17 protein-coding genes are annotated in these 18,575 nt (G+C 63.8%); 6 read left to right on the top strand and 11 right to left on the bottom strand.

The genetic code is table 11. The annotated features are described in order from the left end of the window. The first annotated feature begins 173 nt into the window (after positions 1-173). The 4 genes from D5125_02365 (at position 174) to D5125_02350 (ending at position 4,574) form a co-directional block, all read left to right on the top strand. A complete protein-coding gene (locus tag D5125_02365) occupies positions 174-1,718 on the top strand; it encodes a 2-isopropylmalate synthase (GenBank protein QFY88416.1) in 1,545 nt (514 codons plus the stop codon). Beyond that, positions 1,718-2,563, top strand: a complete 846-nt coding sequence (locus tag D5125_02360; protein ID QFY88415.1) for a uracil-DNA glycosylase — start codon at positions 1,718-1,720, stop codon at positions 2,561-2,563. Before D5125_02365 ends, D5125_02360 begins: the two co-directional genes overlap by 1 nt. A gap of 46 nt (positions 2,564-2,609) precedes the next feature. After that, entirely contained in the window at positions 2,610-3,080 is a 471-nt protein-coding gene (gene rimI, locus D5125_02355; GenBank protein QFY91035.1) for a ribosomal protein S18-alanine N-acetyltransferase, read from the top strand. A gap of 69 nt (positions 3,081-3,149) precedes the next feature. Continuing rightward, positions 3,150-4,574, top strand: coding sequence for an IS1380 family transposase (locus D5125_02350; GenBank protein QFY88414.1), 1,425 nt, complete (start codon positions 3,150-3,152; stop codon positions 4,572-4,574). Positions 4,575-4,770: 196 nt separating this feature from the next. Here the strand turns inward: D5125_02350 and D5125_17250 are convergent, their stop codons facing one another. The 7 genes from D5125_17250 to mltF form a co-directional block, all read right to left on the bottom strand. Further along, entirely contained in the window at positions 4,771-5,019 is a 249-nt protein-coding gene (locus tag D5125_17250; protein ID QPB72191.1) for a hypothetical protein, read from the bottom strand. Continuing rightward, positions 5,012-5,275 (bottom strand): hypothetical protein, encoded by a 264-nt coding sequence (locus D5125_02340; GenBank protein QFY88413.1) that lies wholly within the window; start codon positions 5,273-5,275, stop codon positions 5,012-5,014. Before D5125_02340 ends, D5125_17250 begins: the two co-directional genes overlap by 8 nt. 140 nt (positions 5,276-5,415) lie before the next feature. Further along, positions 5,416-5,979, bottom strand: coding sequence for a methyltransferase domain-containing protein (locus tag D5125_02335; GenBank protein QFY88412.2), 564 nt, complete (start codon positions 5,977-5,979; stop codon positions 5,416-5,418). Between the two features lie 68 nt (positions 5,980-6,047). Continuing rightward, positions 6,048-6,716, bottom strand: a complete 669-nt coding sequence (locus tag D5125_02330; GenBank protein QFY91034.1) for a DUF3334 family protein — start codon at positions 6,714-6,716, stop codon at positions 6,048-6,050. 66 nt (positions 6,717-6,782) lie between these two features. Then, complete coding sequence (locus D5125_02325) at positions 6,783-7,313, bottom strand: gamma carbonic anhydrase family protein (protein QFY88411.1); 531 nt, start codon at positions 7,311-7,313, stop codon at positions 6,783-6,785. Between the two features lie 11 nt (positions 7,314-7,324). After that, positions 7,325-10,054: a cation-transporting P-type ATPase gene (locus tag D5125_02320; GenBank protein QFY88410.1), complete on the bottom strand. Its 2,730-nt coding sequence runs from the start codon at positions 10,052-10,054 to the stop codon at positions 7,325-7,327. A gap of 212 nt (positions 10,055-10,266) precedes the next feature. Then, a complete protein-coding gene (mltF, locus tag D5125_02315; protein ID QFY88409.1) occupies positions 10,267-11,664 on the bottom strand; it encodes a membrane-bound lytic murein transglycosylase MltF in 1,398 nt (465 codons plus the stop codon). Between the two features lie 192 nt (positions 11,665-11,856). Here mltF and gnd point away from each other — a divergent pair, with 192 nt between their 5' ends. Both gnd and zwf read left to right on the top strand, forming a co-directional pair. Continuing rightward, positions 11,857-12,870 (top strand): decarboxylating 6-phosphogluconate dehydrogenase, encoded by a 1,014-nt coding sequence (gene gnd / locus D5125_02310; GenBank protein ID QFY88408.1) that lies wholly within the window; start codon positions 11,857-11,859, stop codon positions 12,868-12,870. 6 nt (positions 12,871-12,876) lie between these two features. Then, positions 12,877-14,406, top strand: a complete 1,530-nt coding sequence (gene zwf, locus D5125_02305; GenBank protein ID QFY88407.1) for a glucose-6-phosphate dehydrogenase — start codon at positions 12,877-12,879, stop codon at positions 14,404-14,406. 30 nt (positions 14,407-14,436) lie between these two features. Here zwf and maf read toward each other — a convergent pair whose 3' ends face one another. The 4 genes from maf to D5125_02285 form a co-directional block, all read right to left on the bottom strand. Further along, positions 14,437-15,000 (bottom strand): septum formation inhibitor Maf, encoded by a 564-nt coding sequence (maf, locus tag D5125_02300; protein ID QFY88406.1) that lies wholly within the window; start codon positions 14,998-15,000, stop codon positions 14,437-14,439. Beyond that, entirely contained in the window at positions 14,993-15,463 is a 471-nt protein-coding gene (rlmH, locus tag D5125_02295; GenBank protein ID QFY88405.1) for a 23S rRNA (pseudouridine(1915)-N(3))-methyltransferase RlmH, read from the bottom strand. The genes maf and rlmH overlap by 8 nt, the downstream gene beginning before the upstream one ends. A 398-nt stretch (positions 15,464-15,861) precedes the next feature. Next, on the bottom strand, positions 15,862-18,147 hold the full coding sequence (gene dsbD / locus D5125_02290; protein QFY88404.1) for a protein-disulfide reductase DsbD: 2,286 nt from the start codon (positions 18,145-18,147) through the stop codon (positions 15,862-15,864). Next, positions 18,132-18,452, bottom strand: coding sequence for a divalent-cation tolerance protein CutA (locus D5125_02285; GenBank protein QFY88403.1), 321 nt, complete (start codon positions 18,450-18,452; stop codon positions 18,132-18,134). The genes dsbD and D5125_02285 overlap by 16 nt, the downstream gene beginning before the upstream one ends. Positions 18,453-18,575 lie beyond the last annotated feature (123 nt).

Genomic DNA, 18,575 nt, shown 5'->3' with positions numbered 1-18,575 from the left:
TTTATCACGGAGCATGCCTTCGTTGCTGTCGTGGATGGGGCGTGCCGGGAGCGCCAGCCAGTCTCTCCGCGCCTCTTTGTGTTTCAGGTTCAAGCGATCGGTGTTTTCCGTTCTGATCGGGTAAACTTAGCCCCTTCAACGCCATCTCGCCGGTCGCAACAGGAGTCAATCCCATGAGTCAAGACAAGTTAGTGATATTTGATACCACCTTGCGTGATGGTGAACAAAGCCCCGGTGCCTCCATGACCAAGGAGGAAAAGATCCGCATCGCCAAGGCCCTGGAGAAGATGCGCGTGGATGTGATCGAGGCCGGCTTCCCCATCGCCAGCCCCGGTGATTTCGAATCGGTGCAGGCGGTGGCCCGCGCCGTGACCGAGTCCACCGTCTGCGGCCTGGCCCGCGCCCTGGACAAGGACATAGACCGGGTCGGCGAGGCGCTGAAGGATGCCCGCTCGGCACGCATCCACACCTTCATCGCCACCTCGCCGATCCACATGGAGCGCAAGCTACGCATGAGCCCGGACGAGGTGGTGGAACAGGCGGTGCACGCGGTCAAGCGGGCCCGTAACTATACCGACAATGTCGAGTTCTCCGCCGAGGACGCCGGTCGCTCCGAGCTGGATTTCCTGTGCCGCATCTTCGAGGCGGTGATCGACGCCGGTGCCCGCACCCTGAATGTGCCGGACACCGTCGGCTACGCCATGCCGCACCAGTTCGGCGAGACCATTCGCCTGCTGCGCGAGCGCATCCCCAACGCCGACAAGGCCATCTTCTCGGTGCACTGTCACAACGACCTGGGTCTGGCGGTGGCCAACTCCCTGAGCGCGGTGATCAACGGTGCCCGCCAGGTGGAGTGCACCATCAACGGCCTGGGCGAGCGCGCCGGTAATGCCGCCCTGGAGGAGATCGTGATGGCGGTACGGACCCGCCGCGACATGTTCAACTGTGATAGCGGCCTGGATACTACCCAGATCGTCAGCTGCTCCAAGCTGGTATCCAACATCACTGGCTTCCCGGTGCAGCCGAACAAGGCCATAGTCGGGGCCAACGCCTTTGCCCACGAGTCCGGCATCCATCAGGACGGCGTGCTCAAGCACCGCGAGACCTACGAGATCATGCGCGCCGAGGACGTCGGCTGGACCCAGAATCGTATGGTGCTGGGCAAGCACTCCGGGCGCAACGCCTTCCGTTCACGCCTGATCGAGCTGGGCATGACCTTCGCCTCGGAGGAGGAGTTGAACGCCGCCTTCGCCCGCTTCAAGGACCTGGCGGACAAGAAGCACGAGGTGTTCGACGAGGACCTGCAGGCCCTGGTCACCGCCGGGGGTATAGAGGCAGAGAACGAGCGCATCAAGCTGGTCTCGCTCAAGGTCTGCATCGAGACCGGCGAGACCCCCACCGCCAACCTGGTGCTCACCTTCGATGGCAAGGAGCAGGCCGTGGCCGCAGGCGGCGGCGGGCCGGTGGATGCCGCCTTCAAGGCCATAGATAGCATCATCGAAAGCGGCTCCGAGCTGCTGCTCTACTCGGTGAACAACATCACCACCGGCACCGACTCCCAGGGCGAGGTGACGGTACGCCTGCAGAAGGCCGGCCACATCGTCAACGGCCAGGGCTCGGATACCGATATCGTCGTTGCCTCGGCCAAGGCCTACATCAACGCCCTGAACAAGATCATGGAGCCCAACGCCCGCGCCCACCCCCAGGGTGATGTCTGATGCTGGAGCCCCGGCGCCAGGCCTATCTGCAGGCTCTGGGTATTGAGACCTATGTACTGAGGCGGGACTCGGGACTCGGGACTCGGGACTCGGTCATGGCTCACCCGGTCGCCCGTAGCCCGGATGCAGCTCGTAGCCCGGATGCAGCGCAGCGTCGTCCTGAGCCTGTCGAAGGGCGAAATCCGGGGCAGGCGTGGGAGGGGGCGGTGGAGCTGGCTATTGATCAGGCGATGGGTCAGAAGACAGCCGGGGCAGGCCCCGGCCCGAGTCCCGATCAAAGCTCCGCTCCAGACTGGCCAACCCTGCGCCAACAAGTCGCCGCCTGCCAGCTCTGCCCGGAGCTGGTGCGCCAGCGCAGCCAGACGGTGTTTGGCATCGGCAACACCCAGGCCGATTGGCTGATCATCGGCGAGGCACCGGGGGCGGATGAGGATCGTCAGGGCGAGCCCTTTGTCGGTCGCGCTGGTCAGTTGCTCAACGCCATGCTCCAGGCCATGGGCCTGCGCCGCGAGACGGTGTATATCGCCAACATCCTCAAATGCCGACCGCCGGGCAATCGCGATCCCCAGACCGATGAGGTGAGCAACTGCCGCCCCTATCTGCAGCGCCAGATTGAGCTGATCCAGCCGCGCATCCTGCTGGCGCTGGGGCGCATCGCCGCGCAAAACCTGCTGCAGAGCGATATGGCCCTGGGGGAGTTGCGCGGCCGGGTGCATCCCTACGGCGAGCGGGGCATACCCCTGGTCGCCACCTACCATCCCGCCTATCTGCTGCGCCATCCCGAATTCAAAGCCAAGACCTGGGCCGATCTGCAACTGGCCCTGCGCAGCCTGCCGCAAGGCTGAGCCCTGTCCCTTGAACCTTGCCCTGGATGACCGGCGCCTGCGCCCCATGACCTCGGACGATCTGCCTGAGGTCATGGCCCTGGAGCGCCAAGCCCATTCCCACCCCTGGAGCGAGGGGATCATGCGCGACTGCCTCAAGCCCGGCTACAACGGCAAGATCCTGCAGCGGCAGGGGGCCTTGCTCGGCTTCGGCATCTGGACCCTGCTGCTGGACGAATGCCACATCCTCAATCTCTGCATCGACCCCGGCGAGCAACGCCAGGGCCATGGCCGTTATCTGTTGCATTGGATGCTGCACGATGCCCGCGCCCAGGGCGCGGCCCTGTCGCTGCTGGAGGTGCGCCTGTCGAATCACGCGGCCATTGCCCTGTACCAGGGCATGGGTTATTCAGAGATCGGCCAGCGGCCCGGTTATTACCCGGCCAGGAAGGGGAGGGAAGACGGCCTGGTGATGGCCCTGGACCTGAGAAGCCGGATGGGGTCAGGTCTAGCCCGCATATCTCACCAAACCCTGTAAAAAAGGCCACCTTTCTGGTAAAATTATGTTTTCAAACAACAAATTAACCAGATAAAGCAAGGCGGCCTTATGGAAACAGAGTGTACCCCAACCCAACTGGAATTTCAGGGTCTCGGACGGCGTGATGTAGTGGCCAAGTTCGATGGCGGACAGATCAGCTCCGATGGTGGCGGTCTGCTGTTGCGCGAGGTGGAACGCAAGACCGGTATCATCCGACGCCTGTCCGAGTGCTTTCGCGATTTCAGAGACCCTGAGGCCATCGAGCATACGGTAGAAGACCTGCTCGGCCAGCGTATCTACGGTTTGGCGCTGGGCTACGAAGACCTCAATGACCACGACCGACTGCGCCTGGACCACCTGCTGGCGGTCCTGGTCAACAAGGAGGACCCGACCGGATGTGGCCGTGCCATGGCCCGCGATAAGGGCAAACCCCTGGCCAGCTCCAGCACCCTCAATCGTCTGGAGTTGACCCACTGGAGCGCGGACCACTCCAGCCGCTACAAGAAGATCGTCGCCCAGGTGGGGAAGATCGACAACCTGCTGGTGGATCTGTACCTCGACGCCCATGACGAAGCACCCCGGCAGATCTGGCTGGACCTCGACGCCACCGACGACCCCCTGCACGGCAGCCAGGAAGGCCGATTCTTTCATGGCTACTACAAGAACTACTGCTATCTGCCCCTATACATCTTCGCCGGTGAGCACCTGCTCTGCGCCCGGCTGCGCGAGGCCAATCAGGACGCCAGCGCAGGCAGCGTGGAGGAACTGGAGCGCATTGTTGCGCAGATTCGTCAGCGTTGGCCGGCCACCCAAATCATCATCCGTGCCGACTCCGGTTTCTGCCGCGAGGAGATCATGGCCTGGTGCGAGGCCAACGGGGTGGACTTTCTCCTGGGGCTGGCGAAAAACAAACGCCTTAACGCGTTGATGCACCACGAGATGGCGCAGGCGAAGGAGCAGGCAGAGGCCACCCAGGCCGCAGCACGGGTGTTCAAGGACTTCAGCTACCGCACCCGCGCCAGCTGGAGCCGTGCGCGCCGGGTGGTCGGCAAGGCAGAGCACCTGCGCGGGGGCGCCAATCCGCGCTATGTGGTCACCAGCCTGGCCCAAGACACTTACGAGGCCCGCAGCCTCTACGAGGATCATTACTGTGCCCGTGGCGACATGGAGAACCGGATCAAGGAGCAACAGCTGGATCTGTTCGCCGACCGCACCAGCAGCCACGGCATGCGCGCCAACCAGAACCGGCTCTACTTCAGCTCCTTCGCCTATGTCATGTTATGCGCCCTGCGCCGTATCGGTCTGCAGGGCACCGAACTGGCCAAGGCCCAGTGCGGCACCGTCCGCACCCGCCTGCTGAAGATCGGCGCACAGGTGCGTATCAGTGTGCGCAAGGTTTGGGTCTCACTGGCCGAATGCTATCCCTACGCCGAACTCTTCGCACAGGTGCTGCATAACCTGCAAACGAGACCACCAACCTACGCCCCGGGATAACGCACAACCCGCTCCGGCAGACCACCGATCGGCAACGCCGAGGGTGTCCTGTGCCTACTGTTCGAGAATTGGTCAACAAATGACCAATTGACTGGACTTGTCCGGTGTCAAAACCGGTGAAAAGAGCGAATTCCATTGACCTGGAGGGTACATGCACCAATACACATATAAAAAGTAGGGCCTAATGCGCATCCAGTCAGGTTGGATTACTGGCTGGTGAGATATGCGGGCTAGAATCATAGCTATTTCCATCTTTGGAGGGAGAATAGGGTCTAGAATCTAGACCTGACCCCTTTTCGCTTTTTACCTCCAGCCAAACGGCATCGCTGACCATGAGTTGCCGCTGTGGATCATCCAAAATGGCCATTGCTCGGGTGCCCAGCGGATCCTTGGCCTGCCAGGCGGCAATGAGTACATTGGCGTCCAGGTAGGTGCGCTTAGTCATCGGCCAGACCACCCCGGCGCTGACGCACTTCCGCGTCCAGCTCTTCCGGTGATAACAGCTTGCCACCGCGCGCCAAATGGGCTTGGCGCAACTGTGTCAGACGCTGACCCAAGGGGGTGCGCGGCGTGGGGGTGTTGGCCGCTTCCTCGCTCAACTGCTCTATGTGGATGCGGATACGGGCGTTTACCGGCAACTCGTCTGGTAAGCGCAGGGTATGATCGGGGGTAACCCGGGTTTCCAATGTCAAGGCGTGCATGGGTTTCTCCAGCGAGTGAATAGAGTGAATAGGGTCAAGTGAATAGGGTCAGGTCTAGAAGTGAATAGGGTCAGGTCTAGAAGTGAATAGGGTCAGGTCTAGAATCATAGCTTTTTCCATCTTTGGAGGGAGAATAGGGTCTAGAATCTAGACCTGACCCCTTTTCGTTCGATGCACAGAAGCAGGGGGGCGGCCTTGGCCCCCTTGGGTTGGTGGCACGCCAGGCTGTAGTCCTGCCGGGGCAGCCGGTTGGCCCAGTCTTGCACGGCGTCGGCCTCTTGCTGGCCGCCGGGGTGACCGGTGTAGGCAATGATGCTGACGCCGCCGCCGGGATGCAGCAGATCCAGGCACTGCTGTAGCGCCTGGAGGCTTGATGTTGGGGTGGTGGTGATGGTTTTGTCGCCACCGGGCAGGTAGCCCAGGTTGAACATGGCGGCGGCAATGGGGTGGCCCTGGAGGTGTTTGTGGATCTGGCTGTGGCAGTCGGCAATCCATTCTACCCGCGCTAGCAGGCCGGCCTGGAGTAGCCGTTGCTGGCCCAGCCGAATGGCCTCGGACTGGATGTCAAAGGCAAACACCCGACCCCGCTCGCCTAGCTGCCGGGCAAGGAACAGGCAATCACGTCCCGCGCCCAGGGTGGCGTCTATCACCCAGCTTTCAGGTGCAACACGGTCGGCGATAAAGGCCTGCGCCCTGGCGGTCAAGGGCTGGCTTCGGCTTCGCTCAGCCTCCGGCCCTTTGTCTTCTATCCTCAGTCCTCAGTCCTCTGTCCTCAGATCCCTAGACTGTCCAGTAGATCATCTTGATTGCCGTTGTCGCTGCTGGTGTCATTGGCTGGGTTCTGGGCGTCGGCGAGGATGTCGTCCACGTCCTGGCGTTCGCCGGGTTCGAAGTCTTCGATCTGGGTGAAGACGATCTTTTCCATCGCCATCTCCATGTAGAAGCTGTTGTGGCCCTGGGTCTGAAAGGCTACCTTGCGCGCCTGGGGGTTTTCGATGTTGGTGTTGATCGCCAGGGCCACCTCGCGGTTGATGGCGATCATCTTCGGCTGGCTCTGGGTTACCGAGACCATGAGCTCGTGCTCCATGGCGGCGGTGAACTCGCCCACCGCCTGGTTCATCAATTCGCCCAGGGTGTCTCCGACCTCGTCGGAGGTGTGGCGCTGGGCCAGCTCTGACTCGGGCATGCCCATGTTGAGCATGTAATTGCGATAGAGCTCCATGGCGGACTCGGCGCTGAAGTTCATGATCACCAGGCCGGAGAAGACGCCGTCGAACAAGACAAAGCAACCGATATCGGGGTTCAGACTGGTCTTGCCGATGCGCTGCACCACGGGGGAGTACTTGATGCTGCTGGCGGTGGCATCGGACAGCACCTTGCTGACGGATTTGCACAGGATCAAGAGGATTTCATCGGTGCCAAAGGTTTTTTTGTTTTTCACGGGCATGTTCACTCCAGGCGGCTGCTGACTGATGGGCGGCAAGATACCATAAATCAGTCGTCGGCTTTAAGTGGCGTGGAGCTGGGCCAGTTTGCGGTAGTTTTCCGCGCTGTAGTCCAGGTATTGGCGTTCCTGCTCGCTCAGGGGGCGGACGCACTTGACCGGTGAGCCGAGCCAGAGATGGCCGCCGGTCAGACGTTTGCCCGGCGGCACCAGGCTGTTGGCGCCGATATAGACCTCGGGCTCTATCACCGCGCCGTCCAATACCGTGCTGCCCATGCCGATCAGCGCCCGGCCCTCGATGCGGCAGCCGTGCAGGGTGACGCGGTGGCCGACGGTGACCCGGTCGCCGATCTCCAGCGGGTGGCCCTCGGGGTTGTGCTCGCTGGCGTGGGTGACGTGCAGCACAGAGCCGTCCTGGATGTTGCTGTCGGAGCCGATGCGGATGCGGTGGATATCGCCACGGATCACGCACAGGGGCCAGACGGTGCTGCCGGGGCCTATGACCACATCGCCGATGACCACGGCGCTGGGGTCGATCCAGGCGCTGGGGTCGATCTGCGGGTGATGGCCTTGGAAGGGGCGGATGCTGTTCATGGCTGGTCTCGTTATGCGGTTTGTCGTCTGAGCCAATAGCGTACCAGCCCTTTCTCCACTTCGACCAGAATGAATATCAACACACCGGCTGCAAGAATGCGCAGCCAGGCCTGTCCATCGATGGCCGCGGTGTGGAACAGGTTCTGCATCGGCGGGGCGTAGGTGAATAACAGCTGAAACAGTACCACCAGTGCGATGGCCAGCAGCGCCCAGGGGTTGCCCAGCAGGCCGTCGCGCGTCAGTGCCGAGGCCTTGAGGAAGCGGCTGTTGAGTAGGTAAAAGGCCTCGGCTATGACCAGGGCGTTGACCGCCACGGTGCGCGAAAGCTCAATGTCGGCACCCTGATCCCGTTCCCAGAGGAATAAGCCAAACACGGCGGCGACTATGAGCAGGGAGACAAAGCTGATGCGCCAGAGCATGTAGCCCGAGAGCAGGGGTTCGACGGCATTACGCGGTGGTCGGCCCATGATGTCGCGCTCGGCCGACTCAAAGGCCAGGGACAGGGCCAGGGTGACGGCGGTGATCATGTTGACCCAGAGGATCTGCGCCGGGGTCACTGGCAGCATCTTGCCCAGGGCTATGGCCATGAGGATGATCAGTGCTTCGCCGCCATTGGTGGGCAGGATGAAGAGGATCGACTTCTTGATGTTGTCATAGACCGTGCGCCCCTCCTCGACGGCGTTGGCGATGGAGGCGAAGTTGTCGTCCGCCAGCACCATCTCCGCCGCCTCCTTGGCCGCCTCGGTGCCGGTGATGCCCATGGCCACGCCGACGTCGGCGCGCTTCAGCGCCGGGGCGTCGTTCACCCCGTCGCCGGTCATGGCGATCACCTGATCATTGGCCTGCAGGGCGGTGACCAGGCGCAGCTTGTGTTCCGGGCTGGCACGGGCGAATACGTCCACCTCCAGTACCTGCTGCTTCAACGCCGCATCGTCCATCTGATCCAGCTCGGGCCCGCTCAGGCTGGTGCGGCCATCGCCTATGCCCATCTGCACGCCTATGGCCTGGGCGGTGATGGCGTGGTCGCCGGTGATCATCTTTACCCGAATACCGGCCTGACGGCAGTTGGCCACGGCGGCTATGGCCTCCTCCCGGGGCGGGTCGATGATGCCCACCAGGCCAAGCAAGACCAAATCCTGTTCGACGTCGTCGAAGCTCAGTACGGCGTGTTCGGCATGGGTGGGTTTGACCGCCAGGGCCAGGGTGCGCTGCCCCTGGCGGGCCAGTTGCTCCAGCTGTTCCTGCCAGAATGCGCCGTGCAGGGGGGTGTCGTTCCTATCGGCGCGTTGCTGCTGGCAGCGGGGCAGGATTACCTCCGGGGCACCCTTGACGAAGATGAGGCCATTGCCCGCGTGGTCGTGGTTCATGCTGGCCATGAAACGGTGCTGGGACTCGAACGGGATCAGGTCGGTCCGGGTCCATTCCTCCCGGCTCAGGCCGGGGTCCAGCCCCGCCTTCATGCCCAGCACCATGAGGGCGCCCTCGGTGGGGTCGCCATCCACCTGCCACTGGCCTTCCTTTTGGTAGATGGCGGCGTCATTGCACAGCAGGGCGGCCCGACACAGCAGCTCCAGGGTGGGGAGCCGTTCGGCCTCCAGTTCCCGTTCCCCCTCGCAGAAGCCGCCGTGGGGGTCGTAGCCGCTGCCCTGGACCTGAATCTGATGATCTGCCGTGACCACATGGGTGACCATCATCTGGTTGCGCGTCAGGGTGCCGGTTTTGTCCGAGCAGATGGTACTCACCGAGCCCAGGGTTTCTACGGCAGGCAGGCGGCGGATGATGGCGTTGCGCCCGGCCATGCGCTGCACGCCTATGGCCAGGGTGATGGTGATGATGGCCGGCAGGCCCTCGGGGATGGCCGCTACCGCCAGGCCAACGGCGGCGAGGAACATCTCGCTGGCGGCGTAGTCATGCACCAACATGCCGAACAGGGCAGTGAGCCCGGCGATGACCAGGATGATGCCGGTGAGTACCCGGGCAAAACCGGCCATCTGCCGGGTCAGGGGGGTCTCCAGGGTCTGCACATCGGCCAGCATGGCGCTGATGCGGCCGATCTCGGTATCTGCCCCGGTGGCCACCACAATGCCCGTGGCCTGGCCATAGGTCACCAGGGTGCCGGAGTAGGCCATGTTCAGCCGGTCGCCCAGGGCGGCATCCTCGGCCAGGGCGTCCCGGGCCTTCTCGCTGGGCACCGACTCGCCGGTGAGCATGGCCTCATCCACGCGCAGGTCACGTACTCGAAACAGGCGCAGGTCGGCGGGCACCCGGTCACCGGACTGGATCTGCACCAGATCACCCGCTACCAGCTCCTCCGCCGGGATCATGCGTCTGTGGCCATCGCGCAGCACCGCCGCTTGCGGCGAGAGCATCTGGCGTACCGCATCCAGGGCCTTTTCCGCCTTGCCCTCCTGAACAAAACCGATCAGGGCGTTGATTATCACCACGCCGAAGATCACCCCGGCATCTATCAGATGCCCCAGGGCGGTGGTCACCACCCCGGCGGCGAGCAGCACATAGATAAGGATGTTGTGAAACTGCAGGGCCAGGCGCTTCCAGTTGTTCATGCCGCCTACCTGGGGCAGCAGATTGGGGCCATGCAGGCGCAGCCGCTCCTGCGCCTGCTTCAGGGGCAGGCCGGCCTCGCTGGTGGCCAGTCTGTCGAGCACCTCTTCGGCGGCAAGGCCGTGCCAGACGGGGGAGATGAGTTTCGGTTCTGTGTCGGGGGCTGGTGTGTCTTGCATGGGCTAAACCTTGTGTTGGTGTAACGCTTCAGGCACCCTCCCTCTCACCTTACAGGTAGAGAGGCCCAGATTCCCCCCCTTTACAAAGGGGGGAAGGGGGGATTCCCTCACCCCCCCCCTTTTGCAAAGGGGGGCTTGGCTGCACCTGTCTCGGTTGGAGGGGTGCCTGGGGCGCAAGTTTCACCGATGGTGCAGATTTCTCGTGGCAGGCCTCATGGGTCGGTAAAGCGGAGCATCAGGTCATAGTAGCTGCGGATGTTGTCCACGTAGTGTACCGGTTCGCGGCCTCGGGCGTAGCCGTAGCTGGTTTGGCTGTGCCATTGTTTTTCCGTCAGGCGAGGGAGATATTCCTTGACCACCGCCCATTTGTCGGCATTTTGCTTGTCCAGCAGGGCGAGGAAGCGGGCGTCCTGCAGGTGGCCGAAACCGACGTTGTAGGCAGCCAGGGCCAGCCAGGTGCGATCCGGTTCGCCGATGCGCTCGGGCAGCTTGTCGCGGATCTGGCGCAGATAGCGGGCGCCGCCAAGGATGCTTTGCTGGGGATCGTTGCGGTCGGTGACGCCGATATCGCGGGCGGTGCCCTGGGTGAGCATCATCAGCCCGCGTACCCCGGTGGGGGATACGGCCTTGGGGTCCCAGTGAGATTCCTGATAGGCCATGGCGGCGAGCAGGCGCCAGTCAAAACCGCTGGCGAAGGCGGCGTATTTTATCGGTCCGATGAATTGCGGCAGGCGCTCCTGGTAATGGCGCTTGAACACCATGAGATCGACGCTGTTGAGCTGTTCGGTATGGCCGTAATGGCGCTCGATGAGCTGTGCCAGACGGCCATTGTCGCCGATCTCGGCAAAGAAGGCGCGGGCCTCCTGTAACAAGGAGTCGTCCGCGCCCTGAGCGAAGGCCCAGGCCAGGGGGCGCTGCTGCATCAGGCTCATGGCCACCCTAAGGTGGGGATAGTAACGCCGCACCAGGGCAAAGTGGTGGGAGGGGATTATGATGTAATCCAGCTCGCCCTGCTCCAACCGATTGATCAGACGGTCATTATCACCCTGCTCATCACTGCTCCAGGTGAGGCCAGGATGGTCCTTGGCCAGCACTTGCAGGTGGGCCTCCAGGGCGCTGTTGGCGGCAAAGGCGATGCGCTTGCCGATGAGATCCCGCAGGGAGCCGGGCGGTGGGCGCTCGGGCAGGTTGCGGTAGATGAGCAGCTGTTCGATTGCCTGATAACTGGGACCAAAGCGCAGCCATTGTTCGCGCTCGGGCGTGATGGTCAGGCCGGCGGCTAGGTCGGCCTTGCCCTGGCGCAGCAACTCTAGCATCAGGCCGTTGCCGTCACTGATCTCGAAGCTGGCCTGCACGCCGAGGCGATTGGCGAACAGGGCCACCAAGTCATGCTCAAACCCGGTCTGGCCCTGGGCGCCCTCATACAGGGTGGTGGGGCCGTTGCTGGTGGCGACGATCAGGCTGCCACGTTCCTTGATCTGCGCCAGCAGGCTGGGTGGAATCGGCGCGGGCTCCTCGCCGCAGCCGACCAATAGCAGCAGGGTCAGCAGCAGGGCGAGGGCCGGGCTGGGCCTGTGATGGCCAATGGATGCTGGCTGGTGGCGCTGCATGGGTGTTACCTTAATCTCCTGGCCAGGCTTGAGCCACAAAGGGGTCGCAAAGGCCGCAAAAAATATGCAGTGCCACTGGGCTTGGCGGCGGGCGCGGCCCGCCCTATGCAGCAGGCCTGAACAGAATCATTAATTCTTTTGTCAGCATTGTCACGTATAAGCAATTATTCAACAACTTTTCGGGAGATGGCTATGCAACTGGGGATGATCGGGCTGGGGCGCATGGGCGCCAATATGGTGGAGCGGCTGATGGACGCCGGACTGGATTGCGTGGTGTATGACCGCAACCCCGAGGCGGTGCAGGCCCTGCAGCAGAAGGGGGCGCTGGGCTCGGACAGCCTGGAGGCGCTGGTCGGCCAGCTCAGCGCGCCGCGCTCGATCTGGATCATGCTGCCGGCGGCGGTGGTGGATGACACCCTCAAGGCCCTGCTGCCCTATCTGGCGCCGGGGGATCGGCTGATCGATGGCGGCAACTCCTATTACAAGGATGACATCGCCCGCGCCCGCTGGTTGCGCCAGTCGGGCATTGAGTATCTGGACGTGGGCACCAGCGGCGGCGTCTGGGGCCGGGAGCGTGGTTATTGCCTGATGATCGGCGGTGAGCCAGAGCCGGTGGATGCGCTGCGCCCGGTGTTCGCCGCCCTGGCCCCTGGGCTTGAGGCGGCGCCGCGCAGCCCGCAGCGCCAAGGCGAGCCGAGCCCGGCGGAGCAGGGCTGGCTGCACTGCGGCCCGGTCGGGGCGGGGCATTTCGTCAAGATGGTGCACAACGGCATCGAATACGGCCTGATGGCGGCCTATGCCGAGGGCTTCAACCTGCTGCGCCATGCCAATGCCGGCGCGGCCGGTCAGAAGCATGACGCCGAGACCGCCCCCCTGCGCGAGCCCGAGGCCTTTCAGTACGCCATAGATGTCGCCGAGGTGGCCGAGCTGTGGCGGCGCGGCAGCGTGGTGTCCTCCTGGCTGTTGGATCTGACCGCCCAGGCCCTGGCGCAGAGCCCAGGGCTGGATGGCTTCAGCGGCCGGGTGTCCGATTCCGGCGAGGGCCGCTGGACCTGCCTGGCGGCGATCGAATCCGGCACCCCGGCACCGGTGCTCAGCGCCGCCCTGTTCAGCCGCTTCAGCTCCCAGGGTGAGTCGGACTATGGCGATCGACTGCTCTCGGCCATGCGCTTTGCCTTCGGCGGCCATCTTGAGAAGAAGGACTGAGCCGTCATGCAGCATCTGGACGACAACACTCAGGCCCAGCCCGCGCCGCCCTGCATCATGGTCATCTTCGGTGCCGGTGGCGATCTGACCCGGCGCAAGCTGATCCCCTCGCTGTACCATTTGATGCGCGAGGGCCTGCTGGCGGACGGCTTCGCCGTGGTCGGGGTGGATCGGCTGGAGCTGTCCGACGAGGCCTTCCGCGAGCTGTTTGAACAAACCCTGCGCGACTATCAGGCGGCGGAGTTTGACCCCGAGGTCTGGCGCCGCCTGGCCGAGCGCCTGCATTACAGCCAGGGCGACTTCAAGGACCCAGCGGCCTATCAGGCCCTGCGCCAGCGTCTGCAGCACTGTACCCAGGCCCATGCCTCGGCGGCCAATTACCTGTTCTACATGGCCACGCCGCCGAGCCTGTTCAGCCAGATCATCCGCCTGCTGGCGGAGGCCGAGCTGAGCCTGGAGCGGGAGCAGGGCTGGCGGCGGGTGATCATCGAAAAGCCGTTCGGCAAGGACCTGGACTCGGCCATTGCCCTGAATCGCGAGCTGCATCAGTATCTGGACGAGGCACAGATCTTCCGCATCGATCATTACCTGGGCAAGGAGACGGTGCAGAACATCATGGCCTTTCGCTTCGCCAACGGCTTTACCGAGCCGACCTGGAGCCATCAGTTCATCGAGCACGTGCAGATCACCGTGGCCGAGTCGGTGGGCGTGGAGCATCGCGGTACCTATTACGAAGAGGCCGGCGCCCTGCGCGATATGATCCCCAATCACTTGCTGGTGCTGTTGGGCTTTGTCGCCATGGAGCCACCCAACAGCTTCGATGCCTGCAACGTGCGCGATGAGGTGAACAAGGTGCTGCGCGCCGTGCAGCCGCTCAGCCCCGAGGACGTGCTGACCCGGGCGGTACGCGGCCAGTATGGCGAGGGCCTGATGCCCAATGGCGAGAAGGTGGCCGGCTATCGCGGCTCGCCGGGGGTGGATGCCCAGTCGCGCACCGAGACCTACGCCGCCATCCGCTTCATGATCGACAACTGGCGCTGGGCCGACGTGCCCTTTTATCTGCGCACCGGCAAGCGCCTGGCCGGCCAGTTCACCGAGATCGTCATCCAATACCGCCACGTACCCTTTCAGCTGTTTCGCAACACCCCGGTGGAGCAGGTGCAGGCCAACCAGCTGGTGATCCGGGTGCAGCCGGACGAGGGCATACAGCTCAGCTTCAGCGCCAAGATCCCGGGGCCAGTGATGCGTCTGGGGCGGGTGAATATGGACTTTTGCTATGCGGATTATTTTGGCAACGCCCCCACCACCGGCTACGAGACCCTGATCTACGACGCCATGAACGGTGACGCCACCCTGTTCAAGCACGCCGATACGGTGGAGGTCGGTTGGGAGCTGGTGGCGCCGGTGCTGGATGTGTGGAGCGCCCTGCCGCCACGGGACTTTCCCAACTACCGCGCCGGCAGCTGGGGCCCGGCGGCGGCCGGTGAGCTACTTCGGCGCGATGGCTTTCGCTGGCGGCACATAGACTCGGCCTGAGCCGACAGTGCCGGGTTCGGATCAATCGGATCAAGGGCGCAGCAGCTGCGCCGTTTCAAACAGGGGCAGGCCCATGACCCCGGAGTAGCTGCCCTCCAGGCGCTCTATGAATACCGCGCCAAGGCCCTGGATGGCGTAGCCGCCGGCCTTGCCGAGGGGCTCGCCGCTGGCCCAGTAGGCGGTGATTTCCGCCTCGCTCAGGGCCCTGAACCAGACCCGGCTTCGACTCAGACGCCAATCCAGCCCCTTTGCGTCGGCCAGGGCCACGCCGCTGAGTACCTCATGACTGCGGCCGGACAGGCGCCGCAGCATGGCGGCGGCCTGCGCCTGATCGGCCGGCTTGCCGAGGATCTCGCCATCCAGGATGACATCCGTATCCGCGCCCAGCACTCGTGCCTGGGGGTCGCGCAGCCGGGCCTGCGCCGCCTGGGCCTTTTCCTGGGCCATGCGCAGGACAAAGTCCGTCGCCGACTCGCTGAGTCTGGGGGTCTCGTCGATATGCGCCGGGTACGGCTGGAAGGAAACGCCGATCTGGCGCAGCAGTTCCGCTCGCCGGGGCGAGGCCGATGCCAGATAGAGCAGGGGCTCAGGCACGGTGGTAGGGGTGGTGGTTGAGCAGGCTCCAGGCGCGATAGATCTGCTCGGCCAGGATCACCCGTACCAGGGGATGAGGCAGGGTCAGTGGTGATAGCGACCAGTGTTCATCGGCAGCCTGGCGGCAGGCCGGGTCCAGCCCATCCGGGCCGCCTACCAGCAGGGCCAGGTCGCTGCCCTGTTGCAGCCAATCGGCCAGGCGGGCGGCCAACTGCTCGGTGCTCCAGGTCCTGCCCTCTACCTCCAGGGCAAGGACCCTGCAACCCTTGGGCAGGGCAGCAAGCATACGTTGGCCCTCGTCACGCCGCAAACGGGGGATGTCCGGGTTCTTGCCGCGCCGGGCCGGGGCGATCTCGATCAGATTCAGGCGGCACTCCGGCGGCAGGCGTTTGGCATACTCGGCATAGCCCTGCTCCACCCAGGCGGGCATGCGGTTACCGACGCTGATCAGGTGGATGTGCATGATTGATCCAAAAAAGAGCAGTTGAACCGCAGATTTCACCGATTTACACAGATCTTTCAGTGTGTTTGCCAAGTGCACCCACTCACCCAGCGGGTGACTGGCTAAGTCACTTTAACCCAATGAAAATACATAATTTAATCTGCGATAATCGGCGTAATCTGCGGTTTATAGGTCCAAGGAGACAGGGTCAAACCCCCCCCCTTTACAACGGGGGCTACTCAGATTCCCCCCTTTACAAAAAGGGGGCGAGGGGGGGCTTCAGCACCCGCGTAACTGCCAACGCCAAAATCCCCCTCAATCCCCCTTTTGCAAAGGGGGAGGCCAATTCTCTTCCGGGTTGCCGCTGCCTACTCTATGCTCGTTAGGTTGAATTCGCTGTGCGCTCTGTGGTTCTGTGGCTACCTTAGCGCAGCGCGCACATGGGCGTTGAACTTGGCGGCATCCATGTAGCCCATCACCCGGTAGTTCTTGCGCTCCTCCGTCTGGCCGTTCCAGAACAGGATCGCCGGTGGCGCGATCAGGCCCAGATGGCTCAGCAGGGCCTTGTCCTGCTCGTCGTTGGCGGTGACATCGGCCTGGATCAGCACGGCATTGGCCAGGCTGGCCTGCACCTTGGCATCGGTGAAGACGTATTTCTCGAACTGGATGCAGTAGGTACACCAGTCGGCGTAGAAGTCCAGCATCAGCGGCTTGCCTTGCTCGGCGGCGGCGGCCACCTCACGCTCCAGGTCCGCCACGCTCTTGATGCGCCTGAACTCCAGGTGCGCCTGCTCGGCCGAACCACCGCCCAGGCTCAGGCCGCGCAGGGGTTGCAGCGTGTCTTTGCCGTTCAGGGCCACGCCCAACAGCATCAGCCCGCCGTAGATCAACAGGGCCAGGCCCAGCCCCTTCCACAGCTTGCGCAGGCCAGAGGCGGCCTCGGGCAGGCGCTCGAGTGCGCCCATATACACCGCCGAGCAGATCAGCAGCAGGCCCCAGAGCCCCATGGCGATGGTCGGATCGAGCACCCGCTCCAGCAGCAGCAGGGCCACCGCCAGCATCATCACGCCGAATACCGCCTTGATGGCGTTCATCCAGGCCCCGGCGCGGGGCAGCAGCTTGCCCGCGCCGGTACCCAGGGCGATCAGCGGCGCGCCCATGCCTAAGCTCATGGCGAACAGGGCCAGGCCACCGAGCAGGGCATCGCCGCTCTGGCCGATGTAGATCAGGGCACCGGCCAGGGGCGGGGCCACGCAGGGGCCGACGATCAGCGCCGATAACAGCCCCATGATGGCCACCCCGGTGTAGGTGCCGCCCCGCTGGCGGTGGCTGAGCTGGCCCAGCCGGGCCTGCCAGCTGCTGGGCAGTTGCAGGTCGTAGTAGCCGAACATGGAGAAGGCCAGGGCGACGAAGATCAGGGCAAAGCTCCACAGCACCCAGGGGTTCTGGAAGGCCGCCTGCAGGTTCTCGCCGAACAGCCCAGCCAATACCCCGGCGACGGTGTAGGTCACCGCCATCGCCAGCACATAGATCAGCGACAGCATGAAGGCCTTGCGGGTGGTGATGTTGCTGCCGTGGCCGGCGATGATGCCGGACAGGATGGGGATCATGGGGAATACGCAGGGGGTCAGGGCCAGCAGCAGGCCGATGCCGAAGAAGCTGAGCACCACCAGCCAGGTGCTGCCGCCCTTGAGCAGATCGGCGATCTGATCCTGCTCCGAGCGCATGTCCTCGGTCTCGGCCACAACCGGTGCTGCGACCTGGGCTTGAGCCTGAGCCTGAGCCTGAGTTAGCGCGGGCAGCTCCAGGGTCAGTTTTTGCCCCTGGGGCGGATAGCAGATGCCCACCTCGGCACAGCCCTGATAGTCGATCTGTAACGCAATGCGACCGGGGTCTGTGTTGTCCCGCAGCAGGGGCAGGTGGAGGCTGAAGTCCGCCTCATAGACCGGCACGTCGCCCTCGCTGCCGTCCGGGAGAATGGAGTTGGGCTTGATCTTGGCCGGGGGCAGCTGCCAGTCACCCAGGGCGGCACCCTCGGCCTGGAGCAGACGGATCTGGATCTCCTGCTGATACAGATAGGTGCCCGGTGCTATCTGCCAGCCCAGCTCTATGCCATCCCCCTCGACCCGCAGGACGCTAAGCCGGAAGGCCTGTTCCACCGGCAGGATGTCATCGCCGCCGTTGTTGCCGGAGAAATCGGGCAGCGCTTGTTTGCCGCCGATCTGTGACAGGTCTGGGACGGGGGCGGGCGCAGGGGCCTTGGCCGGTAGCTGCAGTTGCAGGCGCTGCTCGTGGGGCGGATAGCACAGGCCGGCATCGGCACAGCCCTGGGAGCGCAGGATCAGCTCCACCGGTCCGGCCTCGGCACGGCTGCGGTTGAGCTGCAACTCGGCCTCGGGCCGACCGCGCAGCACCGCCACCTGGCCGAAGAACTCGTCGTTCTTGATCTGCCCCTCGGGCAGGCGCAGCAGGCCCGTGCTCACCCCTGGGGTGGCGCTGCGCACGCTGATCTTGTCGCGGTACAGATAGTAGCCCTCGGCGATCTCGAAGCGCAGGCGAACCCGCTCCGGGTCTATCACCTCGGCGCTGGCGGGATAGGCCTGTTCGGGGCGCAGAAATTCCTCCTCGGCCAGCAGTTGCGCGGGGCCGAGCAGAAAAAACAGCGGCAGAAACAGCAGGGCCGACCAGTTCAAGGGCTTGTACATTGTTTTACCCACTCAATATAGGGGAGATGGCCGGTACCGACCGGCAGGCTGATGATCTCGGGCACCTCATAGGGGTGCAGCTCGGCCAGGGCCTGGGTCATGGCCTGCACCTGCTCGCTGGCGGTCTTGATCAGCAACAGGACCTCGGTTTCCTGTTCGATCTGGCCCTGCCAGGCGTACACCGAGCTGATCCCCGGCAGGATATTGACGCAGGCGGCCAGCCGCTGCTGCACCAAGGCCTTGGCCAGGCGTTCGGCGCAGTCCAGGTCCGGACAGGTGCAGAGGTTAAGGGTTATAGTAGGCATAAGAGGGCCAAAGATAGAGAAGAGTTCGCTCCAAGGCAAACGATCCGGCGGCGTTGGCGTTGTCTGAGCGAGGCCCAAGCCAGCCATAAAACGTCCGTAACAAAGCGAGGTAACGTGAGTCCA

The organism is gamma proteobacterium SS-5, assembly GCA_009497875.2.
Classification (GTDB): Bacteria; Pseudomonadota; Gammaproteobacteria; order Chromatiales; family Chromatiaceae; genus Magnetovirga; species Magnetovirga frankeli.
The sequence above is the reverse complement of the archived record's forward strand: the minus strand, read 5'-3'. Positions and strand labels throughout refer to the sequence as shown.

Coding starts and splice junctions, on each gene's coding strand:
- D5125_02320 (QFY88410.1), bottom strand. CDS start 10,054: ATGCAAGACACACCAGCCCCCGACACAGAACCGAAACTCATCTCCCCC.
- D5125_02340 (QFY88413.1), bottom strand. CDS start 5,275: ATGCACGCCTTGACATTGGAAACCCGGGTTACCCCCGATCATACCCTG.
- D5125_17250 (QPB72191.1), bottom strand. CDS start 5,019: ATGACTAAGCGCACCTACCTGGACGCCAATGTACTCATTGCCGCCTGG.
- D5125_02360 (QFY88415.1), top strand. CDS start 1,718: ATGCTGGAGCCCCGGCGCCAGGCCTATCTGCAGGCTCTGGGTATTGAG.
- zwf (QFY88407.1), top strand. CDS start 12,877: ATGCAGCATCTGGACGACAACACTCAGGCCCAGCCCGCGCCGCCCTGC.
- D5125_02285 (QFY88403.1), bottom strand. CDS start 18,452: ATGCCTACTATAACCCTTAACCTCTGCACCTGTCCGGACCTGGACTGC.
- D5125_02325 (QFY88411.1), bottom strand. CDS start 7,313: ATGAACAGCATCCGCCCCTTCCAAGGCCATCACCCGCAGATCGACCCC.
- rimI (QFY91035.1), top strand. CDS start 2,610: ATGACCTCGGACGATCTGCCTGAGGTCATGGCCCTGGAGCGCCAAGCC.
- dsbD (QFY88404.1), bottom strand. CDS start 18,147: ATGTACAAGCCCTTGAACTGGTCGGCCCTGCTGTTTCTGCCGCTGTTT.
- gnd (QFY88408.1), top strand. CDS start 11,857: ATGCAACTGGGGATGATCGGGCTGGGGCGCATGGGCGCCAATATGGTG.
- mltF (QFY88409.1), bottom strand. CDS start 11,664: ATGCAGCGCCACCAGCCAGCATCCATTGGCCATCACAGGCCCAGCCCG.
- D5125_02350 (QFY88414.1), top strand. CDS start 3,150: ATGGAAACAGAGTGTACCCCAACCCAACTGGAATTTCAGGGTCTCGGA.
- rlmH (QFY88405.1), bottom strand. CDS start 15,463: ATGCACATCCACCTGATCAGCGTCGGTAACCGCATGCCCGCCTGGGTG.
- D5125_02365 (QFY88416.1), top strand. CDS start 174: ATGAGTCAAGACAAGTTAGTGATATTTGATACCACCTTGCGTGATGGT.